The sequence below is a fragment of the Catenulispora pinistramenti genome (assembly GCF_018274385.1).
GTDB lineage: Bacteria > Actinomycetota > Actinomycetes > Streptomycetales > Catenulisporaceae > Catenulispora > Catenulispora pinistramenti.
Map to the genome: position 1 here is coordinate 86,778 of NZ_JAAFYZ010000009.1, position 19,620 is coordinate 106,397.

At 71.2% G+C, this 19,620-nt stretch carries 20 protein-coding genes; 15 read left to right on the forward strand and 5 right to left on the reverse strand.

Annotated elements, in window-relative coordinates; translation table 11 throughout:
* Nucleotides 1-86 precede the first annotated feature (86 nt).
* Nucleotides 87-488, reverse strand: a complete 402-nt coding sequence (locus tag KGQ19_RS04445; RefSeq protein ID WP_212007764.1) for a GlcG/HbpS family heme-binding protein — start codon at nt 486-488, stop codon at nt 87-89.
* Between the two features lie 102 nt (nt 489-590).
* Here KGQ19_RS04445 and KGQ19_RS04450 point away from each other — a divergent pair, with 102 nt between their 5' ends.
* Nucleotides 591-1,427, forward strand: a complete 837-nt coding sequence (locus KGQ19_RS04450; protein WP_212007765.1) for a helix-turn-helix transcriptional regulator — start codon at nt 591-593, stop codon at nt 1,425-1,427.
* Between the two features lie 112 nt (nt 1,428-1,539).
* Here the strand turns inward: KGQ19_RS04450 and KGQ19_RS04455 are convergent, their stop codons facing one another.
* Genes KGQ19_RS04455 through KGQ19_RS04465 form a run of 3 tightly spaced genes read right to left on the reverse strand, consistent with a single transcriptional unit; the run spans nt 1,540 to nt 2,974 of the window.
* Nucleotides 1,540-2,139, reverse strand: coding sequence for a dihydrofolate reductase family protein (locus tag KGQ19_RS04455; RefSeq protein ID WP_212007766.1), 600 nt, complete (start codon nt 2,137-2,139; stop codon nt 1,540-1,542).
* 5 nt (nt 2,140-2,144) lie between these two features.
* Nucleotides 2,145-2,636 carry an SRPBCC family protein gene (locus KGQ19_RS04460; RefSeq protein WP_212007767.1) on the reverse strand — a complete coding sequence of 164 codons (492 nt, stop codon included), beginning with the start codon at nt 2,634-2,636 and terminating at the stop codon, nt 2,145-2,147.
* Nucleotides 2,633-2,974, reverse strand: coding sequence for an ArsR/SmtB family transcription factor (locus tag KGQ19_RS04465; RefSeq protein ID WP_212007768.1), 342 nt, complete (start codon nt 2,972-2,974; stop codon nt 2,633-2,635). Before KGQ19_RS04465 ends, KGQ19_RS04460 begins: the two co-directional genes overlap by 4 nt.
* A 170-nt stretch (nt 2,975-3,144) precedes the next feature.
* Between KGQ19_RS04465 and KGQ19_RS04470 the strand changes: the two genes are divergently transcribed.
* The 11 genes from KGQ19_RS04470 to KGQ19_RS04520 all read left to right on the forward strand — a co-directional run bounded on the left by KGQ19_RS04470 (nt 3,145) and on the right by KGQ19_RS04520 (nt 15,309).
* Nucleotides 3,145-3,384, forward strand: a complete 240-nt coding sequence (locus KGQ19_RS04470; protein ID WP_194891027.1) for a YlxR family protein — start codon at nt 3,145-3,147, stop codon at nt 3,382-3,384.
* A 168-nt stretch (nt 3,385-3,552) separates the two neighbouring features.
* The gene (infB, locus tag KGQ19_RS51705; protein ID WP_212007769.1) at nt 3,553-6,711 is read left to right on the forward strand and encodes a translation initiation factor IF-2; all 3,159 of its coding nucleotides are present in this window, start codon (nt 3,553-3,555) and stop codon (nt 6,709-6,711) included.
* 115 nt (nt 6,712-6,826) lie between these two features.
* Nucleotides 6,827-7,108, forward strand: coding sequence for a DUF503 domain-containing protein (locus KGQ19_RS04480; RefSeq protein WP_230418191.1), 282 nt, complete (start codon nt 6,827-6,829; stop codon nt 7,106-7,108).
* 31 nt (nt 7,109-7,139) lie between these two features.
* Nucleotides 7,140-7,595, forward strand: a complete 456-nt coding sequence (gene rbfA, locus KGQ19_RS04485) for a 30S ribosome-binding factor RbfA (RefSeq protein ID WP_212007771.1) — start codon at nt 7,140-7,142, stop codon at nt 7,593-7,595.
* 4 nt (nt 7,596-7,599) lie between these two features.
* On the forward strand, nt 7,600-8,517 hold the full coding sequence (gene truB, locus KGQ19_RS04490) for a tRNA pseudouridine(55) synthase TruB (protein ID WP_212007772.1): 918 nt from the start codon (nt 7,600-7,602) through the stop codon (nt 8,515-8,517).
* Nucleotides 8,518-8,635: 118 nt separating this feature from the next.
* A complete protein-coding gene (locus KGQ19_RS04495; protein ID WP_212007773.1) occupies nt 8,636-9,598 on the forward strand; it encodes a bifunctional riboflavin kinase/FAD synthetase in 963 nt (320 codons plus the stop codon).
* Nucleotides 9,599-9,862: 264 nt separating this feature from the next.
* Complete coding sequence (locus tag KGQ19_RS04500) at nt 9,863-10,507, forward strand: sigma-70 family RNA polymerase sigma factor (RefSeq protein WP_413562506.1); 645 nt, start codon at nt 9,863-9,865, stop codon at nt 10,505-10,507.
* A 6-nt stretch (nt 10,508-10,513) separates the two neighbouring features.
* The gene (gene rsrA, locus KGQ19_RS04505; protein ID WP_194898826.1) at nt 10,514-10,795 is read left to right on the forward strand and encodes a mycothiol system anti-sigma-R factor; all 282 of its coding nucleotides are present in this window, start codon (nt 10,514-10,516) and stop codon (nt 10,793-10,795) included.
* Nucleotides 10,796-11,185: 390 nt separating this feature from the next.
* Nucleotides 11,186-13,666, forward strand: a complete 2,481-nt coding sequence (locus KGQ19_RS04510; RefSeq protein WP_307856343.1) for an HD domain-containing phosphohydrolase — start codon at nt 11,186-11,188, stop codon at nt 13,664-13,666.
* Nucleotides 13,663-15,003: an HD-GYP domain-containing protein gene (locus tag KGQ19_RS04515; RefSeq protein WP_212007775.1), complete on the forward strand. Its 1,341-nt coding sequence runs from the start codon at nt 13,663-13,665 to the stop codon at nt 15,001-15,003. Before KGQ19_RS04510 ends, KGQ19_RS04515 begins: the two co-directional genes overlap by 4 nt.
* A gap of 90 nt (nt 15,004-15,093) precedes the next feature.
* Nucleotides 15,094-15,309: a biotin/lipoyl-binding carrier protein gene (locus KGQ19_RS04520; RefSeq protein ID WP_015796282.1), complete on the forward strand. Its 216-nt coding sequence runs from the start codon at nt 15,094-15,096 to the stop codon at nt 15,307-15,309.
* 123 nt (nt 15,310-15,432) lie between these two features.
* Here KGQ19_RS04520 and bsaP read toward each other — a convergent pair whose 3' ends face one another.
* Nucleotides 15,433-15,612: a biotin synthase auxiliary protein BsaP gene (gene bsaP, locus KGQ19_RS04525; RefSeq protein ID WP_194899554.1), complete on the reverse strand. Its 180-nt coding sequence runs from the start codon at nt 15,610-15,612 to the stop codon at nt 15,433-15,435.
* A gap of 140 nt (nt 15,613-15,752) precedes the next feature.
* Here bsaP and KGQ19_RS04530 point away from each other — a divergent pair, with 140 nt between their 5' ends.
* The 3 genes from KGQ19_RS04530 to cydD all read left to right on the forward strand — a co-directional run.
* A complete protein-coding gene (locus KGQ19_RS04530) occupies nt 15,753-17,186 on the forward strand; it encodes a cytochrome ubiquinol oxidase subunit I (protein ID WP_368862056.1) in 1,434 nt (477 codons plus the stop codon).
* A 40-nt stretch (nt 17,187-17,226) separates the two neighbouring features.
* The gene (gene cydB, locus KGQ19_RS04535) at nt 17,227-18,228 is read left to right on the forward strand and encodes a cytochrome d ubiquinol oxidase subunit II (protein WP_212007777.1); all 1,002 of its coding nucleotides are present in this window, start codon (nt 17,227-17,229) and stop codon (nt 18,226-18,228) included.
* Nucleotides 18,229-18,328: 100 nt separating this feature from the next.
* Nucleotides 18,329-19,620: thiol reductant ABC exporter subunit CydD (gene cydD, locus KGQ19_RS04540; protein ID WP_212007778.1), on the forward strand; the 1,292-nt coding region annotated here is incomplete at its 3' end.

Sequence of the window (19,620 nt, forward strand, 5' to 3'; positions counted from 1 at the left end):
AAGGGCCTTCCGGTTGGAAGGCCCTTATCTGCTCATGCGGGGAGTTGCTTACAGAGTCAGGCAGACCCGTCTGCCCGGCGGTGGGATCACAGGGCCTTGGCGACCGCCTCGGCGACCGCGACGTCCTGGTCCACCAGGCCGCCGGAGACGCCGACCGCGCCGAGCACGGTGCCGTCCGCGGTGGCCAGCGGCAGGCCGCCGCCGAAGGTGACCAGGCCGCCGTTGGAGTTCTCCACGCCGTAGATCGGGCCGCCGGGCTGCGACATCTCGCCGAGGACGGAGCTCGGCATCGGGAACAGCGCGGAGGTCTTCGCCTTGCGCTGGGACAGATCCACGGAGCCCAGCCAGCCGCCGTCCATCCGCTGGAACGCGATCAGGCTCCCGGCGGTGTCGACGATCGTGATGCTCATGGGGACGCCGATCTCGGCGGCGGCCTCCTGGCCGGCGGCGAGGAGGCGGGTTGCGGTTTCGAGGTTCAGAGTGCTCATGGCCTCCAGCGTGCTCGGCGCGGCGGTGCGCAACCAGAGCTCGCCTGTTCCTGGGGACAGCGACCCCAGGAACGTCGGCGGCGCGGATGCGATGCTGGGTACGTGAGTGAGCTCGGTGATTTCCTGAAGTCGAAGCGCGCGGCCATAGCGCCGGAATCTGTCGGACTGCCCGCTGTGGGCAATCCGCGGCGGGTCCGCGGTCTGCGCCGCGAAGAGGTCGCGCAGTTGGCCACTATGAGTGTCGATCACTACACGCGGCTGGAACAGGGCCGCGTCACCACGGCTTCGGACAGTGTGCTGAACGGGATCGCCACCGCGTTGCGGCTGACCGACGCCGAGCGCACCTACCTGCACATCCTGGCGCAGCCCCCGACGCGCTCCCGGAACTCCGGTGACCAGGCGGAGGGCGGCACCAAGGTCGGCCCGCTGGTCTGGCATCTGCTCGACGCCATGCGCGACATCCCGGCCATGGTCATCGATCCGCGCGGGGACATCGTGGCCTGGAACCCGCTCGCGGTGGCGCTGTACTTCGACTTCGCCGAGCTGCCGCCGCGCGAGCGGAACATGATCCGCATGCTCTTCCTGGAACCCCGGGTCCGGGCCATGCACCGCAACTGGGAAGAGGTCGCCGCGGTCAGTGTGGCGCGGATGCGGATGAGCGTCGGCCTGATGCCGGGGGACCGGCGGATGGCCGAGCTGGTCAGCGAGCTGCTGGAGCGGGACGCCGACTTCCGGAAGTGGTGGGGCGGCCACGAGGTGTTGGCGACCGACACCTTCCGCAAGAGCTTCGACCACCCGGTCGCCGGGTGGCTGCTGCTGGACTGGCAGGCGCTGTCCGTCGCGGCCGATCCGGACCTGACGATGATCGTCTTCACCGCGCCGCCCGGATCGCCGACCGCGGACTCGCTGCGGATGCTCGCTTCCTGGGCCGCGGGCTGACCACGCCGGCCGCCTGCCCCTGCTGCGAGCCGACCGCCTGCCGGGGCCGCGAGCCGACCGCGCACGGTGAACACCCCCTCGGTGCGCCGTGCGCTGTCGGCCGCGTGTCCCCTCAGCTCTTCCGAACCCGGTACCGCAGGTGCGTGACCCGCTCGCTGGGCACGACGACCGGATCCTCCAGCAGTACCTGGCCTTCGAAGCGGTCGCCGAAGAACCGCTTGCCCGAGCCGAACACCACCGGTACCAGCGCTACGTCCACCTCATCGACCAGCCCGGCGGCGAAGGCCTGCCCGCCGACGTCGCCGCCGTTGACCGCGACGTCGCGATCCGGCCCGGCGACCGCCTTCGCCTGCGCGATCGCGCTCGCCACTCCGTCGGTGACGAAGGTGAACGGAGCGGTGCCCATGTACTTCCAGTCCGTGGGAACGCTGTGCGTCACCACGAACACCCGGTCCCCGGCCACCGGCACGCCGTCCCAGCCGTCGGTGAGATCGAACAGCCGCCGGCCGATGACCATCGCGCCGATCCGGGACCACTGCTCGTCGAGGTACCGCGCCGACGCCGCCGGCGCCTTGAAGGACATATGCCGGTTGCCCGCAGTGATTCTGGTGTCGCCGTTGAAGTAGAAGTCGTGCAACGGACCGACCTGGTCGTCCTCGGTCGCCAGGAAGCCGTCCAGCGAGACCGCGTCGGCCATGATGACCCCGGCCATCGCGCTCACACCTCCCGGGCCAGCAGCTCGGCCAGGCGGTCCATCGAGTCCCGGATGCCGTACTCCATCCCGGACGCCAGGGCGGCCTCACGGGCGGCCATCGACGGGAACACCGAGCGGGTGATCAGGCGGGTGCGGCCGTCCACCTCCTGGATGCGGTAGGTGCCCAGCACCACCTCGTCCGGTGCGCCCTCGAACTCGAAGGTCTGCACGATCAGGTCCGGCTTGACCGTGTGGAAGACGCCGTGGAACGCCGCGCGGTGGTCGCCGAGGTGGCCGCCGTGGTGGATGTAGCGGTAGCTGCCGCCCGGGCGGGCGTCGTATTCCTCAACGTCCATCTCCAGGTCGCGCGGGCCCAGCCACCGGGCGACCACCTTCGGGTCGGTGTGCGCGCGGAACAGCTGGGCCGGGGTGCAGTCGAAGTCCCGGACGACTTCCAGGTACGGGGTGCCTTCCTCGGCGGTGATGGTCGTGGGGTTGGTGGGGTTGGTACTCATCGTTCTTCCTCCTCTTTGAGTGTTTCCAGTACGGCGTCGAGCTTTCGGAAACGGCTCTCGGCCGCCAGCCGGTAGCCGTCGATCCAGCTGGTGAGCCGCTCCAGGGCGGCCGGGTCCAGATGGCAGGGCCGGCGTTGGCCGTCCCGGCTGCGGGTGATCAGGCCGGCGTCCTCCAGCACTCCGATGTGCCGGGAGACCGCCTGCTTGGTGATGGGGAACAGGTCCGCCAACTCGTTCACCGTGGCCTCGCCGCGGGACAGCCGCGCCACGATCGCGCGGCGCACCGGGTCGCCGAGGGCGGTGAAGGCCCGGTCCAGCGCCTCTTCTTTGTCAACCATACCTTTGATCAACCATCCCTTTAATCAACTGATGCGTTGACTATAAGCCGGATTCTGACCGCCCGTCAAATAGCCCGGGAAACGCGGGAGTGATCCAGGCGCTAGACTGAGACGTGTCTAGCCAGACGGATGCTTCTGCACGCCTTGCCGCATCGGCGCGTTCCGTACCGATGCGCACTTGTGTGGGCTGCCGGGCAAAAGCGGCGAAGACGGAGCTGCTGCGCGTCGTGGCGGTCGAGGGCGTCGTCGTCCCCGACCTGCGCGGGCGGTCGCCCGGCCGGGGAGCGCACCTCCACCCCGATCCGGGATGCCTGGCCCTCGCCGAGAAGCGGCGGGCGTTCCCGCGGGCGCTGCGGGTCGACGGTCCGTTGGAAACAACGGCGGTCCGCGCGTTGTTGGAAGGCAGCTGAAGCATGACATCCCTGTCCGCGTCCGGTGCGTGGAACAGAGACCCCAGTACTAGTCGGAAGCAGGTCGAGTCAGGCGATGAGCACTCGATGAGCAGCAACACGCGATGAGTACGCCCATGCAGTAACCAGACGGCTTCGCGAACAGACGCGGGCCGAAGAAGGAGTGAAGTGGCCAAGGTCCGGGTCTATGAACTCGCCAAGGAGCTCGGAGTAGAGAGCAAGGTCGTGATGGCCAAGCTCCAAGATCTGGGTGAGTTCGTCCGCTCGGCGTCCTCCACCGTTGAGGCGCCGGTCGTCCGTAAACTGATCGACAGCATCCAGCAAGGTGAATCCGGCGGCGCCAAGGGCGGCGCCGGCAAGTCGGCTGCCTCCGCGCAGTCCGCCCCCGCCGCGAAGACCGCGGCGTCCTCGAGCGCCCCGCGTCCCGCCGGCGGTGCCCCCAGGCCCGGTCCGCGCCCCGGTCCGGTCGCGCCCAAGCCCGGCCCCGCGGTTCCCGCGCAGGCTCAGGCAGCGGCCGCGGCGGCCAGCCCGGTGGCGGAGACCCCGGCTCCGGCCGCCGCCCCGGAGGTTCCGGCGGCGCTGCCAGAGCAGGCCGCGCCCTCGGCTCCGGCTCCGGCTCCGGCCCCCGAGCGTCCGGCTTCCTCCGGTCGTCCGGCCGCGGGTCAGGGCCAGGGTGCCGGTGGGGCGATCCCGCCGCGCCAGGCCCCGACGGCCGGCGGCAGCAGCATCCCCGGCCGTCCCGGTCCGCGTCCCGCGGGTTCCGGGCAGCGTCCGGGAGGCCCCGGGGACCGCGATCGCGGTCAGCGTCCGGCGCCCGGCGGTGCCCGTCCGGGTCCGGCCGGCGACCGTCGTCCCGCTCAGGGCCAGGGTCAGGGTCAGGGCCAGGGAGGCCGTCCCGGCGCCCCGGCCCCGGGTCCGCGTCCGGCCGGTCCGCGTCCCGGCAACAACCCGTTCACGTCCTCCGGCTCGACCGGCATGCAGCAGCCCCAGCGGCCCTCGGCCCGTCCGGGCCCGCCGTCCGGTGCCACCGGTGGCGGCGACGGCGGCCCGCGTCCGGGCATGCCGCCGCGTCCCGGCGGCGGCGTCCCCGGCGCCCCGCGTCCGAACCCGGGCATGATGCCCGGTCGCGTCCCTGCGCGTCCCGGCCCCGGCCAGGGCCGCCCCGGCGGCGGTGCCCGTCCGGGTGCCCCGGCCGGCGGTCCCGGCGGCCGCTCCGGCGGCGGCGCGCGTCCCGGCGCCCCGGCCGGCGGCGGTGCCCGTCCCGGCGGCGGTGGCGGTGGCGGCGGTTACGGCGCCCCGCGTCCCGGTGGCGGTGCCCCCGGCGGCGGTGGCGGCGGCTACGGCGGCCGTCCCGGCGGCGGTGGCGGCTACGGCCGCGGCGGTCGCGCCGGCGGCGGCGGTACGGCCGGTGCCTTCGGCCGTCCCGGCGGTCGTCCGGGCCGCGGTCGCAAGTCGAAGAAGCAGCGGCGTCAAGAGTTCGACAACATGCAGGCGCCGTCGCTCGGCGGCGCGATGCTCCCTCGCGGCAACGGGCAGACCATCCGGCTGCCCCGCGGCGCCTCGCTGGTCGACTTCGCCGAGCGCATCAACGCCAACCCGGCGTCCCTGGTGCAGGTGATGTTCCACCTCGGCGAGATGGTGACGGCGACGCAGTCGGTCTCCGACGACGTCTTCGAACTGCTCGGCCAGGAGCTCGGCTTCACCGTGCAGATCGTCTCGCCGGAGGAGGAGGACCGCGTCCTGCTGGAGTCCTTCGACATCGACTTCGGCGAGAACGAGGGCGGCGAGGAGGACCTGCGGGTCCGTCCGCCGGTCGTGACCGTCATGGGTCACGTCGACCACGGTAAGACCCGCCTGCTGGACGCCATCCGCAAGACCAACGTCATCGAGGGCGAGGCCGGCGGCATCACCCAGCACATCGGCGCCTACCAGGTGGTCGCCGAGGTCGCGGGCAACGAGCGGGCCATCACCTTCATCGACACCCCCGGTCACGAGGCGTTCACCGCCATGCGTGCCCGCGGTGCCAAGGCGACGGACATCGCGATCCTGGTGGTCGCGGCGGACGACGGCGTGATGCCCCAGACGATCGAGGCGCTGAACCACGCCCAGGCGGCCGACGTGCCGATCGTGGTCGCGGTCAACAAGATCGACAAGGAGGGCGCCGACCCGACGAAGGTGCGCGGCCAGCTCACCGAGTACGGGCTGGTGGCCGAGGAGTACGGCGGCGAGACCATGTTCGTCGACATCTCCGCGCGCGAGGGCCTGAACATCGAGCAGCTGCTGGAAGCGGTCATCCTGACCGCCGACGCCTCGCTCGATCTGCGGGCCAACCCGGACATGGACGCCCAGGGCGTGGCGATCGAGGCCAACCTCGACCGCGGCCGCGGCGCCGTGGCCACCGTCCTGGTGCAGCGCGGCACGCTGCGGGTCGGCGACTCGATGGTCGTGGGCGACGCCTACGGCCGGGTGCGCGCCATGATGGACGACAACGGCGAGAGCGTCGCCGAGGCGGGCCCGTCCCGTCCGGTGCAGGTGCTCGGCCTGACCTCGGTCCCCGGCGCCGGCGACACCTTCCTGGTGGTCGAGGAGGACCGCGTGGCCCGGCAGATCGCCGAGCGCCGCGCGACCCGCGAGCGGAACGCGGCCATGGCCCGCTCCCGCAAGCGCGTCTCGATCGAGGACTGGGAGAAGGTCATCAAGGCCGGCGAGGTCCAGCAGCTCAACATCATCATCAAGGGTGATGGTGCGGGCTCGGTCGAGGCCCTGGAGGACTCGCTGCTCAAGCTGGACGTCGGCGAAGAGGTCGACCTGCGCGTCGTGCACCGCGGCGTGGGTTCCATCACCGAGTCCGACGTGGACCTGGCGATGGCCTCCGACGCGGTCATCCTGGGCTTCAACGTCCGCCCCGACGGGCGGGCGAAGACCAAGGCCGACCGCGAGGGCGTCGAGATCCGCTTCTACTCGGTCATCTACCAGGCGATCGAGGAGATCGAGGCGGCCCTGAAGGGCATGCTGAAGCCGGAGTACGAGGAAGTGCAGCTCGGCACCGCCGAGATCCGCGCGGTCTTCCGCTCCAGCAAGATCGGCAACATCGCCGGCTGCATGGTCCAAAGCGGCCTGATCCGCCGGAACGCCAAGGCCCGCCTCATCCGCGGCGGCGCCGTGGTGGCCGACAACCTCACCATCGAGGGGCTGCGGCGGGAGAAGGACGACGCCGTCGAGGTCCGCGAGGGCTTCGAGTGCGGTATCAACCTCGGGTCGTTCAACGACATCAAGGAAGAGGACGTCATCGAGACCTACGAGATGCGCGAGAAGCCGCGCGTCTAGTAGGTAACGTAAAGGGGGCGGTCCGACCGGGCCGCCCCTACTACTCTCTATCCCGACGGATAGAGACTCCTCCCCTGGGCCGGGTTGGCCCTGATGCACAGTGTTCGTGGGGACTATGACCCTCGACATCCTCCTGGGCGACGTTCACTCGCTGAAGGAGAAGCGCGGGATCGTGAAGCCGATCCTGGCCGACTTGGACAAGCGCGCCGGAGTCGGCGCCGCCGAGACCGGCCACCAAGACCTCCATCGCCGCGCCGAGATCGGCGTCGCGGTGGTCGCGGCCACGGCCGCACGAGTGAATGAAGTCCTCGACGATCTCGAGGGCGCCGTAGCGTGGCGCCCGGAGATCGAGCTGCTCAGCGCCCGCAGGAGGCTGCGCAGCGATGAGGACGACTAGGAAAAATCCGAGCTAGAAGGAGTGAGTTCGCATGGCGAACAACGGAACGCGCGCCGCGAAGCTGGCCGACCGGATCCGCGTGATCGTCGCCGAGACCCTCAAGACCCGGGTCAAGGACCCCCGGCTCGGATTCGTGACCATCACAGATGTCCGCATCACCGGCGACCTGCGCGACGCCACGGTCTTCTACACCGTCTACGGCGGCGAGGACGAGCGCGCGGAGTCCACCGCCGCGCTGGAGTCGGCCAAGGGCATCCTGCGCACCGAGGTGGGCCGGCAGACCGGGGTGAAGCACACCCCCTCGCTGACCTTCATCGCCGACGCCATCCCGGAGGGTGCCCGGAACATCGAGGACCTGCTGGCCAAGGTCGCGGTGTCGGACGCCGCCGTCCGGGACGCGGCGGCCACCGCGGCCTACGCCGGCGAGCCGGACCCCTACAAGGCCCCGCGCGACGACGAGGACGACCTCGACGACGAGGACGCCTAGTCCCGTGGGAAAACGGACGAAGGCCGACGACGGGCCCGGCGGTCTGGTGATCGTCGACAAGCCGGCCGGCTGGACCTCGCACGACGTGGTCGGCCGGGTGCGCAGACTGGCGCGCACCCGGCGCGTCGGGCACGCCGGGACGCTGGACCCGATGGCCACTGGCGTGCTCGTGGTCGGGGTGGAGAAGACCACCCGGCTGCTGGGCCACCTGGCGCTCACCCGCAAGACCTACGAGACCACCATCCGCCTAGGTCAGAGCACGGTCACCGACGACGCCGAGGGCGAGGTGACGGACAGTGCCGACGCCGCGGACGTGTCAGATGACATGATCCGTGGCGCGATTCCGTCATTCACCGGCCCGATCATGCAGCGCCCGTCGGCGGTCTCGGCGATCAAGGTGGACGGCGTCCGGTCCTACAAGCGGGTGCGCGAGGGCGAGGCGGTGGAGCTGGCCGAGCGGCCGGTGACCGTGTACCGCTTCGAGGTCCACGCGATCCGCCGGCAGGGCCCGCTGGTCGACGTCGACGCCACCGTCGAATGCTCCTCGGGCACGTATATCCGGGCCCTGGCACGCGACCTCGGCGCCGTGCTCGGGGTCGGCGGGCATCTCACGATGCTGCGCCGCACCGCGGTCGGCCCCTACGGGCTGGACCTGGCGCGGCCGCTGGCCGAACTCACCGAGCTGGTGGACGGCGGCGGCGAGTTGCCGGTGGTGCCGCTGGACGCCGCCGCGCGGGCGGCGTTCCCGGCGCGCGACATCTCCGCCGAGGAGGCCGGGATGGTGGCGCACGGCGGCTTCCTGACGGCCTCGGGGCGGTCCGGGGAACCGGTGGCGGTGTTCGGGCCGGGCGGGCGCTTCCTGGCGCTGTACGAGGATCTGCCGGGCGGGAAGAAAGCCAAGCCGGTAGCCGTCTTCATCTGAGGAATGGTCCAAAAGTCCTAAGACCGAGATCCTGCCGGGGACCGATTGCGCGACCGGGTCCGGTGGATGGCACTCTTGTTTGTCGGCAGACACTCTCGATCACAAGGCAGGCACCCCCGTGGAACGCTGGCACGGCACTGTCGAGGTCCCGCAGGACTTCGGCCCCTCGGTCGTCACGATCGGCGTCTTCGACGGCGTCCACCGCGGCCACCGCGAGGTGGTCCGCAGCGCGGTCGCCCAGGGCCGGGCGCTCGGCCTGCCCACCGTGGTGCTCACCTTCGACCCGCACCCCAGCGAGATCGTCCGGCCCGGCAGCCACCCGCCGCTGCTGACCACCCAGCGGCACCGGGCCGAACTGCTGGCCTCCGAGGGCGTGGACGCGGTCCTGGTGCTGCCGTTCAGCCTGGAGGTCTCGCGCTGGGCGCCGGCGGAGTTCATCCGCCTGGTGCTGGTCGAGCACCTGCGCGCGCGGGCCGTGGTGGTCGGCGCCAACTTCCGCTTCGGGCACCGGGCGGCCGGCGACGTCGCGGCGTTGCAGGCCGCGGGGCAGGAGTACGGCTTCGAGGTGGTGCCGGTGAGCCTGCGCGGGCCGGAGGGCGAGAGCGCCGACAACCGCTTCTCCTCCACCCGGGTGCGGGCGCTGATCGCCGACGGCGGCGTGGCCGAGGCCGCGGACCTGCTGGGCCGGCCGCACCGGGTCGAGGGCGTGGTGGTGCGCGGCGACCAGCGCGGCCGGGAGCTCGGCTACCCGACCGCGAACGTGGAGACCGTGCCGTTCGCCGCGGTCCCGACCGACGGCGTCTACGCCGGCTGGCTGATCACCGACGTCGACAAGCCGGAGAAGTCGGTCCGGCACCCGGCCGCGATCTCCATCGGCACCAACCCGACCTTCGACGGCGTGGACCGCCGGGTCGAGGCCTACGCGCTGGACCGCGACGACCTGGACCTGTATGGCACGCACGTGGCCGTGGAGTTCGCCGCCCGGATCCGGGACACGCTGAAGTTCGACTCGGTCCAGGCGCTCCTGGACCGGATGGCCGACGACTGCAAGGTCGCCCGGGAGATCACCGACGCCGCCTGAGGCGTTCGTCACACCGGGTGCGGCCCAGCTCACAGGGGTGCGCACCCGGGAATAGCCCTGTCCCGCGCCCGGTTATAGCGCTTGAACCCTCAAGGGTCCGACCACGTTGTCGAGGGGACAGGAATGACTTTGGCACTGAAGCAGCGCCGTCCGGCTGTCAAGATCGATTTGTCGGCGGCCACGCCTTGGATAAGCTCTTCGGGTACCCCCGAGGAGGTGAGGACGGTCGCCGTGACCGCAGACGACGCACGTGGCGAGGCCGTCATCGCCGAGGCCGTCTCCCCGGAGCAACCGGCCCCGGCCGATGCGCCGCGGGTGGACCCCGCCGAGTCCGAGGACGCGCGCAACGAACGCTTCGAGCGCGACGCGCTGGTGTACCTGGACCAGCTCTACCCGGCCGCGCTGCGCATGACCCGCAACCCGGCCGACGCCGAGGACCTGATCCAGGAGACCTTCGCGAAGGCCTTCGCCTCCTTCCACCAGTTCCGCGAGGGCACCAACCTCAAGGCCTGGCTGTACCGGATCCTGACCAACACGTTCATCAACAGCTACCGTAAGAAGCAGCGCGAGCCCCAGGTCAGCCCGACCGAGGAGATCGAGGACTGGCAGCTGGCCCGTGCCGAATCGCACAGCTCGGCGGGGCTGCCGTCGGCCGAGACGGTGGCGCTGGACCATCTGCCGGACTCCGACGTCAAGGAAGCGCTGCAGGCCATCGGCGAGGAGTTCCGCATCGCGGTCTACCTGGCCGACGTCGAAGGCTTCGCCTACAAGGAGATCGCCGACATCATGGGGACGCCGATCGGCACCGTGATGTCCCGGTTGCACCGCGGGCGCCGGCAACTCCGTGCGATGCTTGAGGACTACGCGCGGGAGCGCGGCCTGGTGGCCGCCGCGGCGGAAGGGAACTGAAGCGCCATGAGTTGCGGGCAGCCGCACGAGACGCCGTGTACCGAAGTCCTCGATCATCTCTACGAGTACATCGACAACGAGATGCCCGATGAGGACTGCGCGGCGGTTAAGCGCCACCTCGACGAGTGCCAGCCGTGCCTGGAGAAGTACGGGCTGGACGCGATGGTGAAGAAGCTCGTGCAGCGCTGCTGCGGATGTGACGAGCCGCCGGTCGACCTGCGGGCCAAGGTGCTGGCCCGGATCCGGCAGGTGCGCGGTGAGGTCGCCGTGGGCGGTACCGGCGAGTAGCGAGACGTCGGAGGATCGGGGGCGCGCCTCTGGCGCGCCCCTGGCGCGTTCCGGCCGGATCCACTCGGAAGAGTGGATCTTTTCTTGACTGGCGGGTAATTTTCCTCTGTACTCTTACGTGCTTTGATCCATTCCCGCGGCCTGTCCCATGGCCGCGGGCGATTTTTGGAAGACGGTGGTTCGGATGATCCAGGTGGGCAGCGGCAATCTAGGGTAACGCCGGTCCCTTTCGACGCCACAGGCCGACGCCGCCCCATGCGTCGGCCTGTGGACCCGTCGGCCGTTTCGTGACAGGGTTTTGCGTTGACCGGTACTGACGCGCTCCCTGCGCGGACTAGAGGATGATCGATGCCGTTCTCCGTGCGGTGTTACATCTTTGGCTTGGCGGCGGTGGCCCTCTCGGTCATCGCCACGTTTCCGTTGTCCAGAACCGATCCGCGCTTGTTGCTGGCGATGTGCGTCCTCGTGCTGGTCGCCGAGCGGCTCTCCCGCGTGCAGATCGGCGCGTCGGGCTGGACGATGTCGGTATCCCTGGTCGTGACCCTCATCACGGTGGTGGTCCTGGCGCCGCCGGCAGCCGCGCTGGTCGGTCTGACCGCCTCGGTGCCGATGTCCCGGTCTCGGAAACCGAACTGGACCTGGCCCAAGCAGATCCTCAACAGCGCGATGACAAGCCTGGTCCCGGCCGGCGGGTCGGTCGTGTGCTTCCTGGCCGGCGGCCATGCCTCCGGGCACTTCCTGAACTTCCCGGAGTTCCTGTTGCCGGTCGCCGCCGCGGTCACCACCTGCCTGGTGGCCAATGCTGTGATCGTCGCCGGCTACACCCAACTGTCCAGCAACGCCCGCTTCATCGACGTGCTGCGCGGCGACATCCGCCGCGCGACCATGCCGTACTACTCCTCGGGCGTGCTGGCGCTGATCTTCCTGTCGCTGTGGCACGACATCGGCTGGTACACCGCGCTGCTGGTGATCGTGCCGATGTACATCGCGCACTGGAGCCTGTCGCAGTACGCGAAGGAGAACGCGGCGCACGAGGGCACGATCGCCGCGCTGGTCCAGGCCGTGGAGATCAAGGACTCCTACACCCGGGGCCACAGCGAGCGCGTCGCCCGCGGCTCGGAGATGCTGGCCAAACAGCTCAAGATGCCCCATGACCGGCGCGCGATGCTGCGCTTCGCCGGCCTGCTGCACGACATCGGCAAACTCGGCGTCCCCACGCGCCTGCTCACCAGCACCGGCGGCCTGACCCAAGAGGAGTTCAAGCTGCTGTGCATGCACCCCAACCACGGGGTGGCGGTGCTGCGCGACATCCGGTTCCTGACCGAGGTCTACGAAGGCGTGCTCTACCACCACGAGCGCCTGGACGGCCGCGGCTACCCGACCGGCAAGTCCGGCGATGATATCCCGCAGTTCGCCCGCATCATCGGCGTCGCCGACGCTTTCGACGCGATGACCTCCACCCGCTCCTACCGCGCGGCCCGCTCGGTCCAGGAGGCGGTGGCCGAACTCCGCCGCGGCGCCGGTACCCAGTTCGACCCGGCCCTGGTCCGCGCCTTCGAGGCGGCGCTGGAGGAGGCGGCGCGTTCCGGCACTCCCTGGGTCCCCACGGAACTCGCGCCGGCCGAACCCCAGCCCGAAGACGGGACCACCGCCGCGGCAGTGGGCCCCTGGCCGCTTCCCAAGCGCGTCCCCGGATTCTCCTTCGCCGACCACGACGACCCCTTCGTCCCGGCCGAGTGGTTCTCGGACTGGTACCCGAGCTGGCTGGCGCACGGCGGGGAACAGGACGCGGATCCCGGCCGGCCGGTGCCCGAGGTGCTGGGCGGGATTCCGGGGCAGCGGGTGGCGGAGCCGGAGGCCGACAGCGACGGCAGCGACGGCAGCTTGGCGGGCGCCGACGTGGGTGCCGGCGACACGGCGGGGGACGCGGACCTCGACGACGGCTGGTCGGAGCGGATGCACTCGGCCGTGGTGCGTGAGCCGGGGCCGGAGCCGGATGAAGGATGGGCTTGGGCGGACGAGGCCGAGGCGAAGTCTGAGCCGGCGGCTGAGAGTACCCGGTGGCCGCAGGACCCGGGTCTGTATGGCGGCGTCGGGCTCGGCTCGATGCGGATGCGCGCCGCGACACCGGCTTCGGAACCTGATCCGCGAGGGCCGGTCGCCGCACCGGAGGATGCCGGCGCCGCTGACGAGGGCGAGGCTGATTCGGTGCGGCTTGATGCCGCGGCTCCGACGGCTGACCTCGGCTCTCAGGACAGCGACATTCCGGCTGCCGCGAGGGCTGAACCAGTGCATCTCGCGGCTGCCGCCGGGCCGACCGCGGAGCCGACCGCCTCGCCCCAAGACGGCATGACTCCGGCTGCCGCTGACAGCGCTGATCCGATGCGCCCTGCCGATGCCGCACCATCGACGGTTCCCGCGGATCCGGCGCGCCTTGCGCACGCCGGGCCGTCGGCCGCCGACTTCGACCTCCGCAAGCCCATACCCGCCTGCCAGGAGCCCGTCCCCGCCGGCAGCGCCAATAGCGTTGATAACGCTAACAATGCCAGCAACGCTGACAAAGCCAGCAAAGCCAGCAACGCTGACAACATCGACAGCGAAGACACCATCCCCGTCCCCCGCGCGAAGCCCGGCGACCGCGAAGCCTGGGCCCCGTCCCCCGAGCCGTGGTCCGTTCCCGAGCCGACCGAGGCTCCGAAGGCTGCCGAGCCCGCCGACCCTGATCCCCGCTCCGCGCCCTCCGGGGGCGCCTCCTGGTTCTCCCGCGGGTCGTCCGCGTCCTCGTCCGCGATGCGCTTCATCGGGCCCGCAGGTTCGGGCTCGTGGCCGCCGCGCGATCCTGAGGCGAAGGATTCCGAGAGGTCGGCATGAACCACGCCAAGCCTCCCGCCCATCGGGCGGCTTTCGACGCTGACAGCGACGCGCGGACCGCGTGGGCGCAGAGCAATCCGGTGCTGCTGGTGCTGGCCTGCTTCGTGGCGTTCGCGGCGGTGGGGTCGTGCGCGGTCCACGGTTTCAGCCAGCCCGGCTACGCCCTCGCCTTCGGCTTCATCATCGCCGCCGGCGAGGCCTTCCGCGTGCGGCTGCCCGGCGGGCGCGAGGCGGCGCCGCTGGGGGCGGCCACAGCGCTGGCCTACGCCGTCATCACCGAGATCGGCCACCAGCCCGCGCTGCACAACGCGCCGCAGGCGGTCGCGGTCGCCGCGTTCGGGTTCCTGGTCGGCTCGGTGCCGCACCTGGCCGTCCGGCGTCCGACCACGCTGGACTACACCGCCCGCCGCTTCTTGATGGTCGCGCTGATCGCGTGGCTGTTCCGCATGTTCTACCTGCGCTGGGTGCTCGGGGCGCGGGTCGACGGCCCGAAGTTGGCGCAGACCACCGCGATGGACCCCGGCTTCCTCACGCACCACCTGCACAGCGTGTCGGTCGGCGCCGCGACCGCCGGGTTCCTGGTGCTGGCCATCATCAGCGACGGGCTGATGGGCGCGGTCCTGCAGGCCGGCCAGCACCGGCGGCCGATCCTGGCCGCGGCCCGGGACGAGGTGCGCTTCACCACCCGGGTCGGGCTGGCCGTGGTGGCGACCGCGCTGCTGGTCACCCTGGCCTCGCGCACCATGTCCATCTGGGTCCTGCCGGCGCTGTGCCTGCCGCTGGCCTTCACCCAGGTCTCGCTGCGCCGCTTCGCCCGGATCAAGGAAGTGCACCTGGAGACCATCAGGGCCCTGTCGCGCATCACCGAGGTCGCCGGCCTGACCCAGCCCGGGCACGCCCGCCGGGTGGCCCGCACCTGCCAGCGCATCGGCCGCGAGCTGGGATTGAGCGAGGACCAGCTGCTGGACCTGGAGTACGCCTCGCTGATGCACGACATCGGCCAGCTCTCCGTCGCCGAGCCCGTGCACGGCGGCCGCACCGCTCCGCTGTCCCTGCAACGCCAGCGCGAGCTGGCCCGGGCCGGCGCCGAGGTGATCCGGCGCGCCGGGGCGCTGGGCAACGCCGCGGAGATCGTGGAGCACCACCCGGACCCGTTCGGCGCCGCCGGCCCGCTGCCCAGCCGGATACTGCGGGTCGCCAACGACTACGACGACCTGGCCGGCGAGGCGCCGGAGCCGGCCGAGCGCACCGAGGCGCTGCGGAACATCCGGCTCGGGCTGGCCGTGCACTACGACCCGGCGGTCGTGGAGTCGCTGAGCCGGATGGTCGGTGAGTGAGTCCGCCCCCCTGCGCGGGCGGGTACCGGGTGCGGCGTGATTGGATGCGCACGTACCCAGTTAGCTTGTGACTGCGAGGGAGCATCGAACGTGGCCGAGGAAGTCCGCGCCGAGATGGTGGCCAACGTGTGGAAGATCGTGGCGGCCGAGGGCGACGAGGTCGAGGACGGCGACACCCTCGTGATCCTCGAGTCGATGAAGATGGAGATCCCGGTCCTGGCCGAGGTCTCGGGCAAGGTGTCGCGCCTGGCCGTCGCCGAGGGCGACGTGGTGCAGGAGGGCGACCTCATCGCCGTCATCGGCTGAGTCACGGCAAGACAGCACACGGCGAGACAACAGAAAGCGCGCCGTCCCGGGTCGACCGGCGGCGCGCTTCGTCGTGTTCGGACCTGCTGTCCGGCTCTGCTGTTTCGGACCTGCTGTCCGGCCCTAGCTGGTGATCGTCCCGTGCTCGACGCACCGCGCCGACCACCCCCGGGGCACGACCTGCACCACCATCCGCCGGCGGCACTGCTCGCAGTACCGCGGCGGCTCCAGCTCCGCCCGCGCCGCGCACCGGTCGTGGCCGGTCGCGGCCGTCGGCTCGCCGCACTGCCCGCAGTAATCCATGCAGGCAAGGTAACACCGGCCCCGCGCGTGCCGCCGAACAGGTGACGGGGCTTTGGCCGCATCGAGCCCGGACCCACTACGCTGCGTGATCACCTGACCACGTCTGTCCGTCCGCGGGAGGCCGAACCGTGCACCAGACCGTGACCGTCGCGATGGACCCGGTGTCGGTGGCGCGTTGGCAGTTCGCGATCACCACGGTCTACCACTTCCTGTTCGTCCCGCTGACCATCGGTACGTCGTTCCTGGTCGCCGGGTTCCAGACGGCCTGGCATCGCACCGGCCAGGAGCGGTACTACCAGGCCACGAAGTTCTGGGGCCGGCTGTTCCTGATCAACTTCGCCCTCGGCCTGGTCACCGGGATCGTGCAGGAGTTCCAGTTCGGCATGAACTGGTCGGAGTACTCCCGCTTCGTCGGCGACATCTTCGGCTCGCCGCTGGCCATCGAGGCGCTGCTGGCCTTCTTCCTGGAGTCCACGTTCCTCGGCCTGTGGATCTTCGGCTGGGAACGGCTGCCCCGCGCCGTGCACCTGGCCTGCATCTGGATCGCCGCCTTCGGCACCATGGCCAGCGCCTACTTCATCCTGGCCGCCAACTCCTTCATGCAGCACCCGGTCGGCTACGTGATCAATGAGCTGAAGGGCCGCGCCGAGCTCACCGACTTCTGGGCGGTGATCACGCAGAAGACCACTGTCATCACCTTCCTGCACGTGCTCACCGCCTGCTTCCTGTGCTCCGGTGCCGCGCTGGTCGGCATCTCCTGCTACCACCTGCGCAAGAAGCAGCAGCCGACGGTGTTCCGGCCCTCGCTGCTGGTCGGCCTGTGGGCGCTGCTGATCGCCGGCGTCGGCGTCGGGCTGACCGGCGACCAGCAGGGCAAGGTGATGTTCGAGCAGCAGCCGATGAAGATGGCCTCGGCCGAGGCGCTGTGGGACACCCAGGGCCCGGCGCCGTTCTCGCTGTTCGCGGTCGGCGACGTGGAGAAGGGCCGCAACTCGGTGGAGATCGAGATCCCGCGGCTGCTGTCCTTCCTGGCCCACGGCAACTTCCACGACCCGGTCCCCGGCATCAACCAGACCAACGCCGCCGAGCGGGCCAAGTACGGCCCCGGCGACTACCGGCCGTGGATCCCGATGGCCTACTGGTCCTTCCGCTGGATGATCGGCTTCGGGATGTTCTCGGTGCTGGTCGCGCTGTTCGGGCTCTGGTTCACCCGGCGCGGCCGCACACCGGCCGGACGCTGGGGCGCGTGGTTCTGGCGGTTCGGCCTGTGGACCCTGGTCTTCCCGGTGATCGGCTCGGCCTGGGGCTGGATCTTCACCGAGACCGGCCGCCAGCCCTGGATCGTCTACGGCCTGATGCGCACCCGCGAGGGCGTCTCGACGTCGGTCCCGGCCGGCCGGGTGCTGACCTCGCTGATCCTGTTCACGGCGCTCTACGCGGTGCTGGCGGTGGTCGAGGTGGGGCTGTGCGTCAAGTACGCGCGGGCCGGGGCGCACGACGTCGCCCCGCCTGACGGGCCGGCGTCGACATCCGCGGACGGGGACGAAGACCAGCCGCTGGCATTCGCTTACTGAGCCCTCGATTCGCGTACTGAGCACTGAGAGGTAGACGGCCGTGAGCCTGGTGAACTTCTGGTACCTGCTGATCGCGGTGCTGTGGATCGGCTACTTCTTCCTGGAGGGCTTCGACTTCGGCGTCGGGATCCTGACCCAGGTCCTGGCCCGTGACGAGACCAACCGCCGGGTCCTGATCAACACCATCGGCCCGGTCTGGGACGGCAACGAGGTGTGGGTGATCACGGCGATCGGCGCCACCTTCGCGGCCTTTCCCAACTGGTACGCGACGTTGCTGTCCGGCTTCTACGTGCCGCTGCTGCTGGTGCTGTTGGCGCTGATCGTGCGCAACGTCGCCTTCGAGTACCGGGGCAAGAGCGACGCCCGGCACCGCGGCTGGTGGGACCTGTGCATCTTCGTCGGCTCGCTGCTGCCCCCGCTGCTGTGGGGCCTGGTCTTCGGCTGCATGTTCTCCGGCACCAAGATCGGCGACGACATGAACTTCCACGGCCGGATGTCGGACTTCCTCACCACCCTGGACGGCATCATCGGCGCCCTGGCCTTCCTGGCCCTGTTCCTCACCCACGGCGCCGTCTACACCGCCCTGAAGACCCGCGGCCCGATCCGCGACGGCGCCCGCCGCCTCGCGGTCCCCGGCGCGCTGGTCAGTCTGGTGCTGGTCGGCGTGCTGCTGGGCCGGGTGAACAACCGCTGGGGCGGCCCGCTGTCCTGGACGGTGGCGGTGGTGCCGCTGGTGGCGTTGCTGGCGTGTGCGGTGGTGGTGCGGATCGGGCGGGACGGCTGGGCGTTCGTGCTGTCCGGGGCGGCGGTGGCGACGATGGTGGCGTCGATGTTCATCGCGGTGTTCCCGATCGTGATGCCCTCCTCGCTGAACCCGGACTGGTCGCTGACGGTGCACTCGGCGGCGTCCTCGCACTACACGCTGACGGTGATGAGCGTGGTGGCGTGCGTGTTCACGCCGCTGGTGCTGCTGTATCAGGGCTGGACGTACTGGGTGTTCCGGAAGCGGATCGGGGTCCGGAACATTCCGGCGGCGCACTGATGACCTCTGCGATGCCGTCGACCTGCCTCGCCGTGCCGACCTGCCTTGCCGTGCCGACTCGCCTCGCCGCGGCGGCCGGCCTTGCCGCAGCGGGCCGCTGATGCTTGACCGGCGGCTGGCGGAGCACGCCGGAGCCGTCCGGCCGTGGACGGCGGTCTGCGCGGCGCTCGGCACGCTGTCGGCGCTGGCCGTGATCGGGCAGGCGTGGGCGCTGGCGTCGTTGATCGCGATCGCGATCGGGTTCGGGTCCGGGTTCGGGTCCGGGTCCGCAGATCGGGCGGCGCCCACGGCGTCGGGGGTCTGGCCGTGGCTGGTGGCGCTGGGCTGCTGTGTCGCGGCGCGGGCCGGGCTCGCGTGGGCGATGGAGGCCGCGGCGTTCCGGGCGGCGGCGTCGGTGAAGTCGGCACTGCGGGTCGGGCTGGCCGCGCATCTCATGGCTCTCGGACCGCGATGGCTGGCCACGCGCAAGACGGCATCGCTGGTGACGCTGGCGACTCGCGGCGTGGACGGCCTCGACGGCTACTTCGCGCGCTACCTGCCGCAGGTCGTGTTGTCGGCGACGGTCCCGGCCGCGGTCCTGGCGGTGCTGTTCGGCGCGGACTGGGAGTCCGGCCTCATCGTCCTGGTGACCCTGCCGCTGATCCCGCTGTTCCTGTGGCTGGTCGGCGTGGCGACCCGCACGCACGTCGAGCGCCGCCGCCGGGCGCTGGACGTACTGGCCGGGCACTTCCTGGACGTGGTCGCGGGCCTGCCGGACCTGCTGGTGTTCGGCCGCGCCCGGGCCCAGGCCGCCGCCATCCGCCGGGCCACGGACGAGGACCGGGTGGCGACGCTGCGGACGCTGCGGCTGGCGTTCCTGTCGTCGCTGGTGCTGGAGCTGGCGTCGACGATCTCGGTGGCGATGGTCGCGGTCGGGATCGGGCTGCGCCTGGTGGCCGGCACGCTGGACCTGCGCACCGGGCTGCTGGTGCTGATCCTGGCGCCGGAGGCGTACTGGCCGCTGCGACAGGTGGGGGCGTTCTACCACGCGAGCGCCGAGGGGAAGGCGGCTGCGGGGGAGGTGCTGGGGGTGCTGGAGACACCGGTCCCGGCGCCGGTGCCCGGCCCGCGCGCCGCGACGGAGCTCACCGGGATCGAGATCAACGGGCTGACGGTCAGCTACCCGGGCCGCGGCGAGCCGGCGCTCTCGGACTTCTCGCTGACGGTGGCCCCGGGGGAGTGCGTGGCGCTGGTGGGGGCGTCGGGCGCGGGGAAGTCGACGGCGTTGAAGGCGCTGCTGGGCTTCGTGGATGTGGCGGCGGGGACGGCGACCGCGTGCGGGCCGATCGCTTGGGTGCCGCAGCGTCCGTATTTGTTCGCGGGGACGGTGGCGGAGAACGTGCGGCTGGGGGC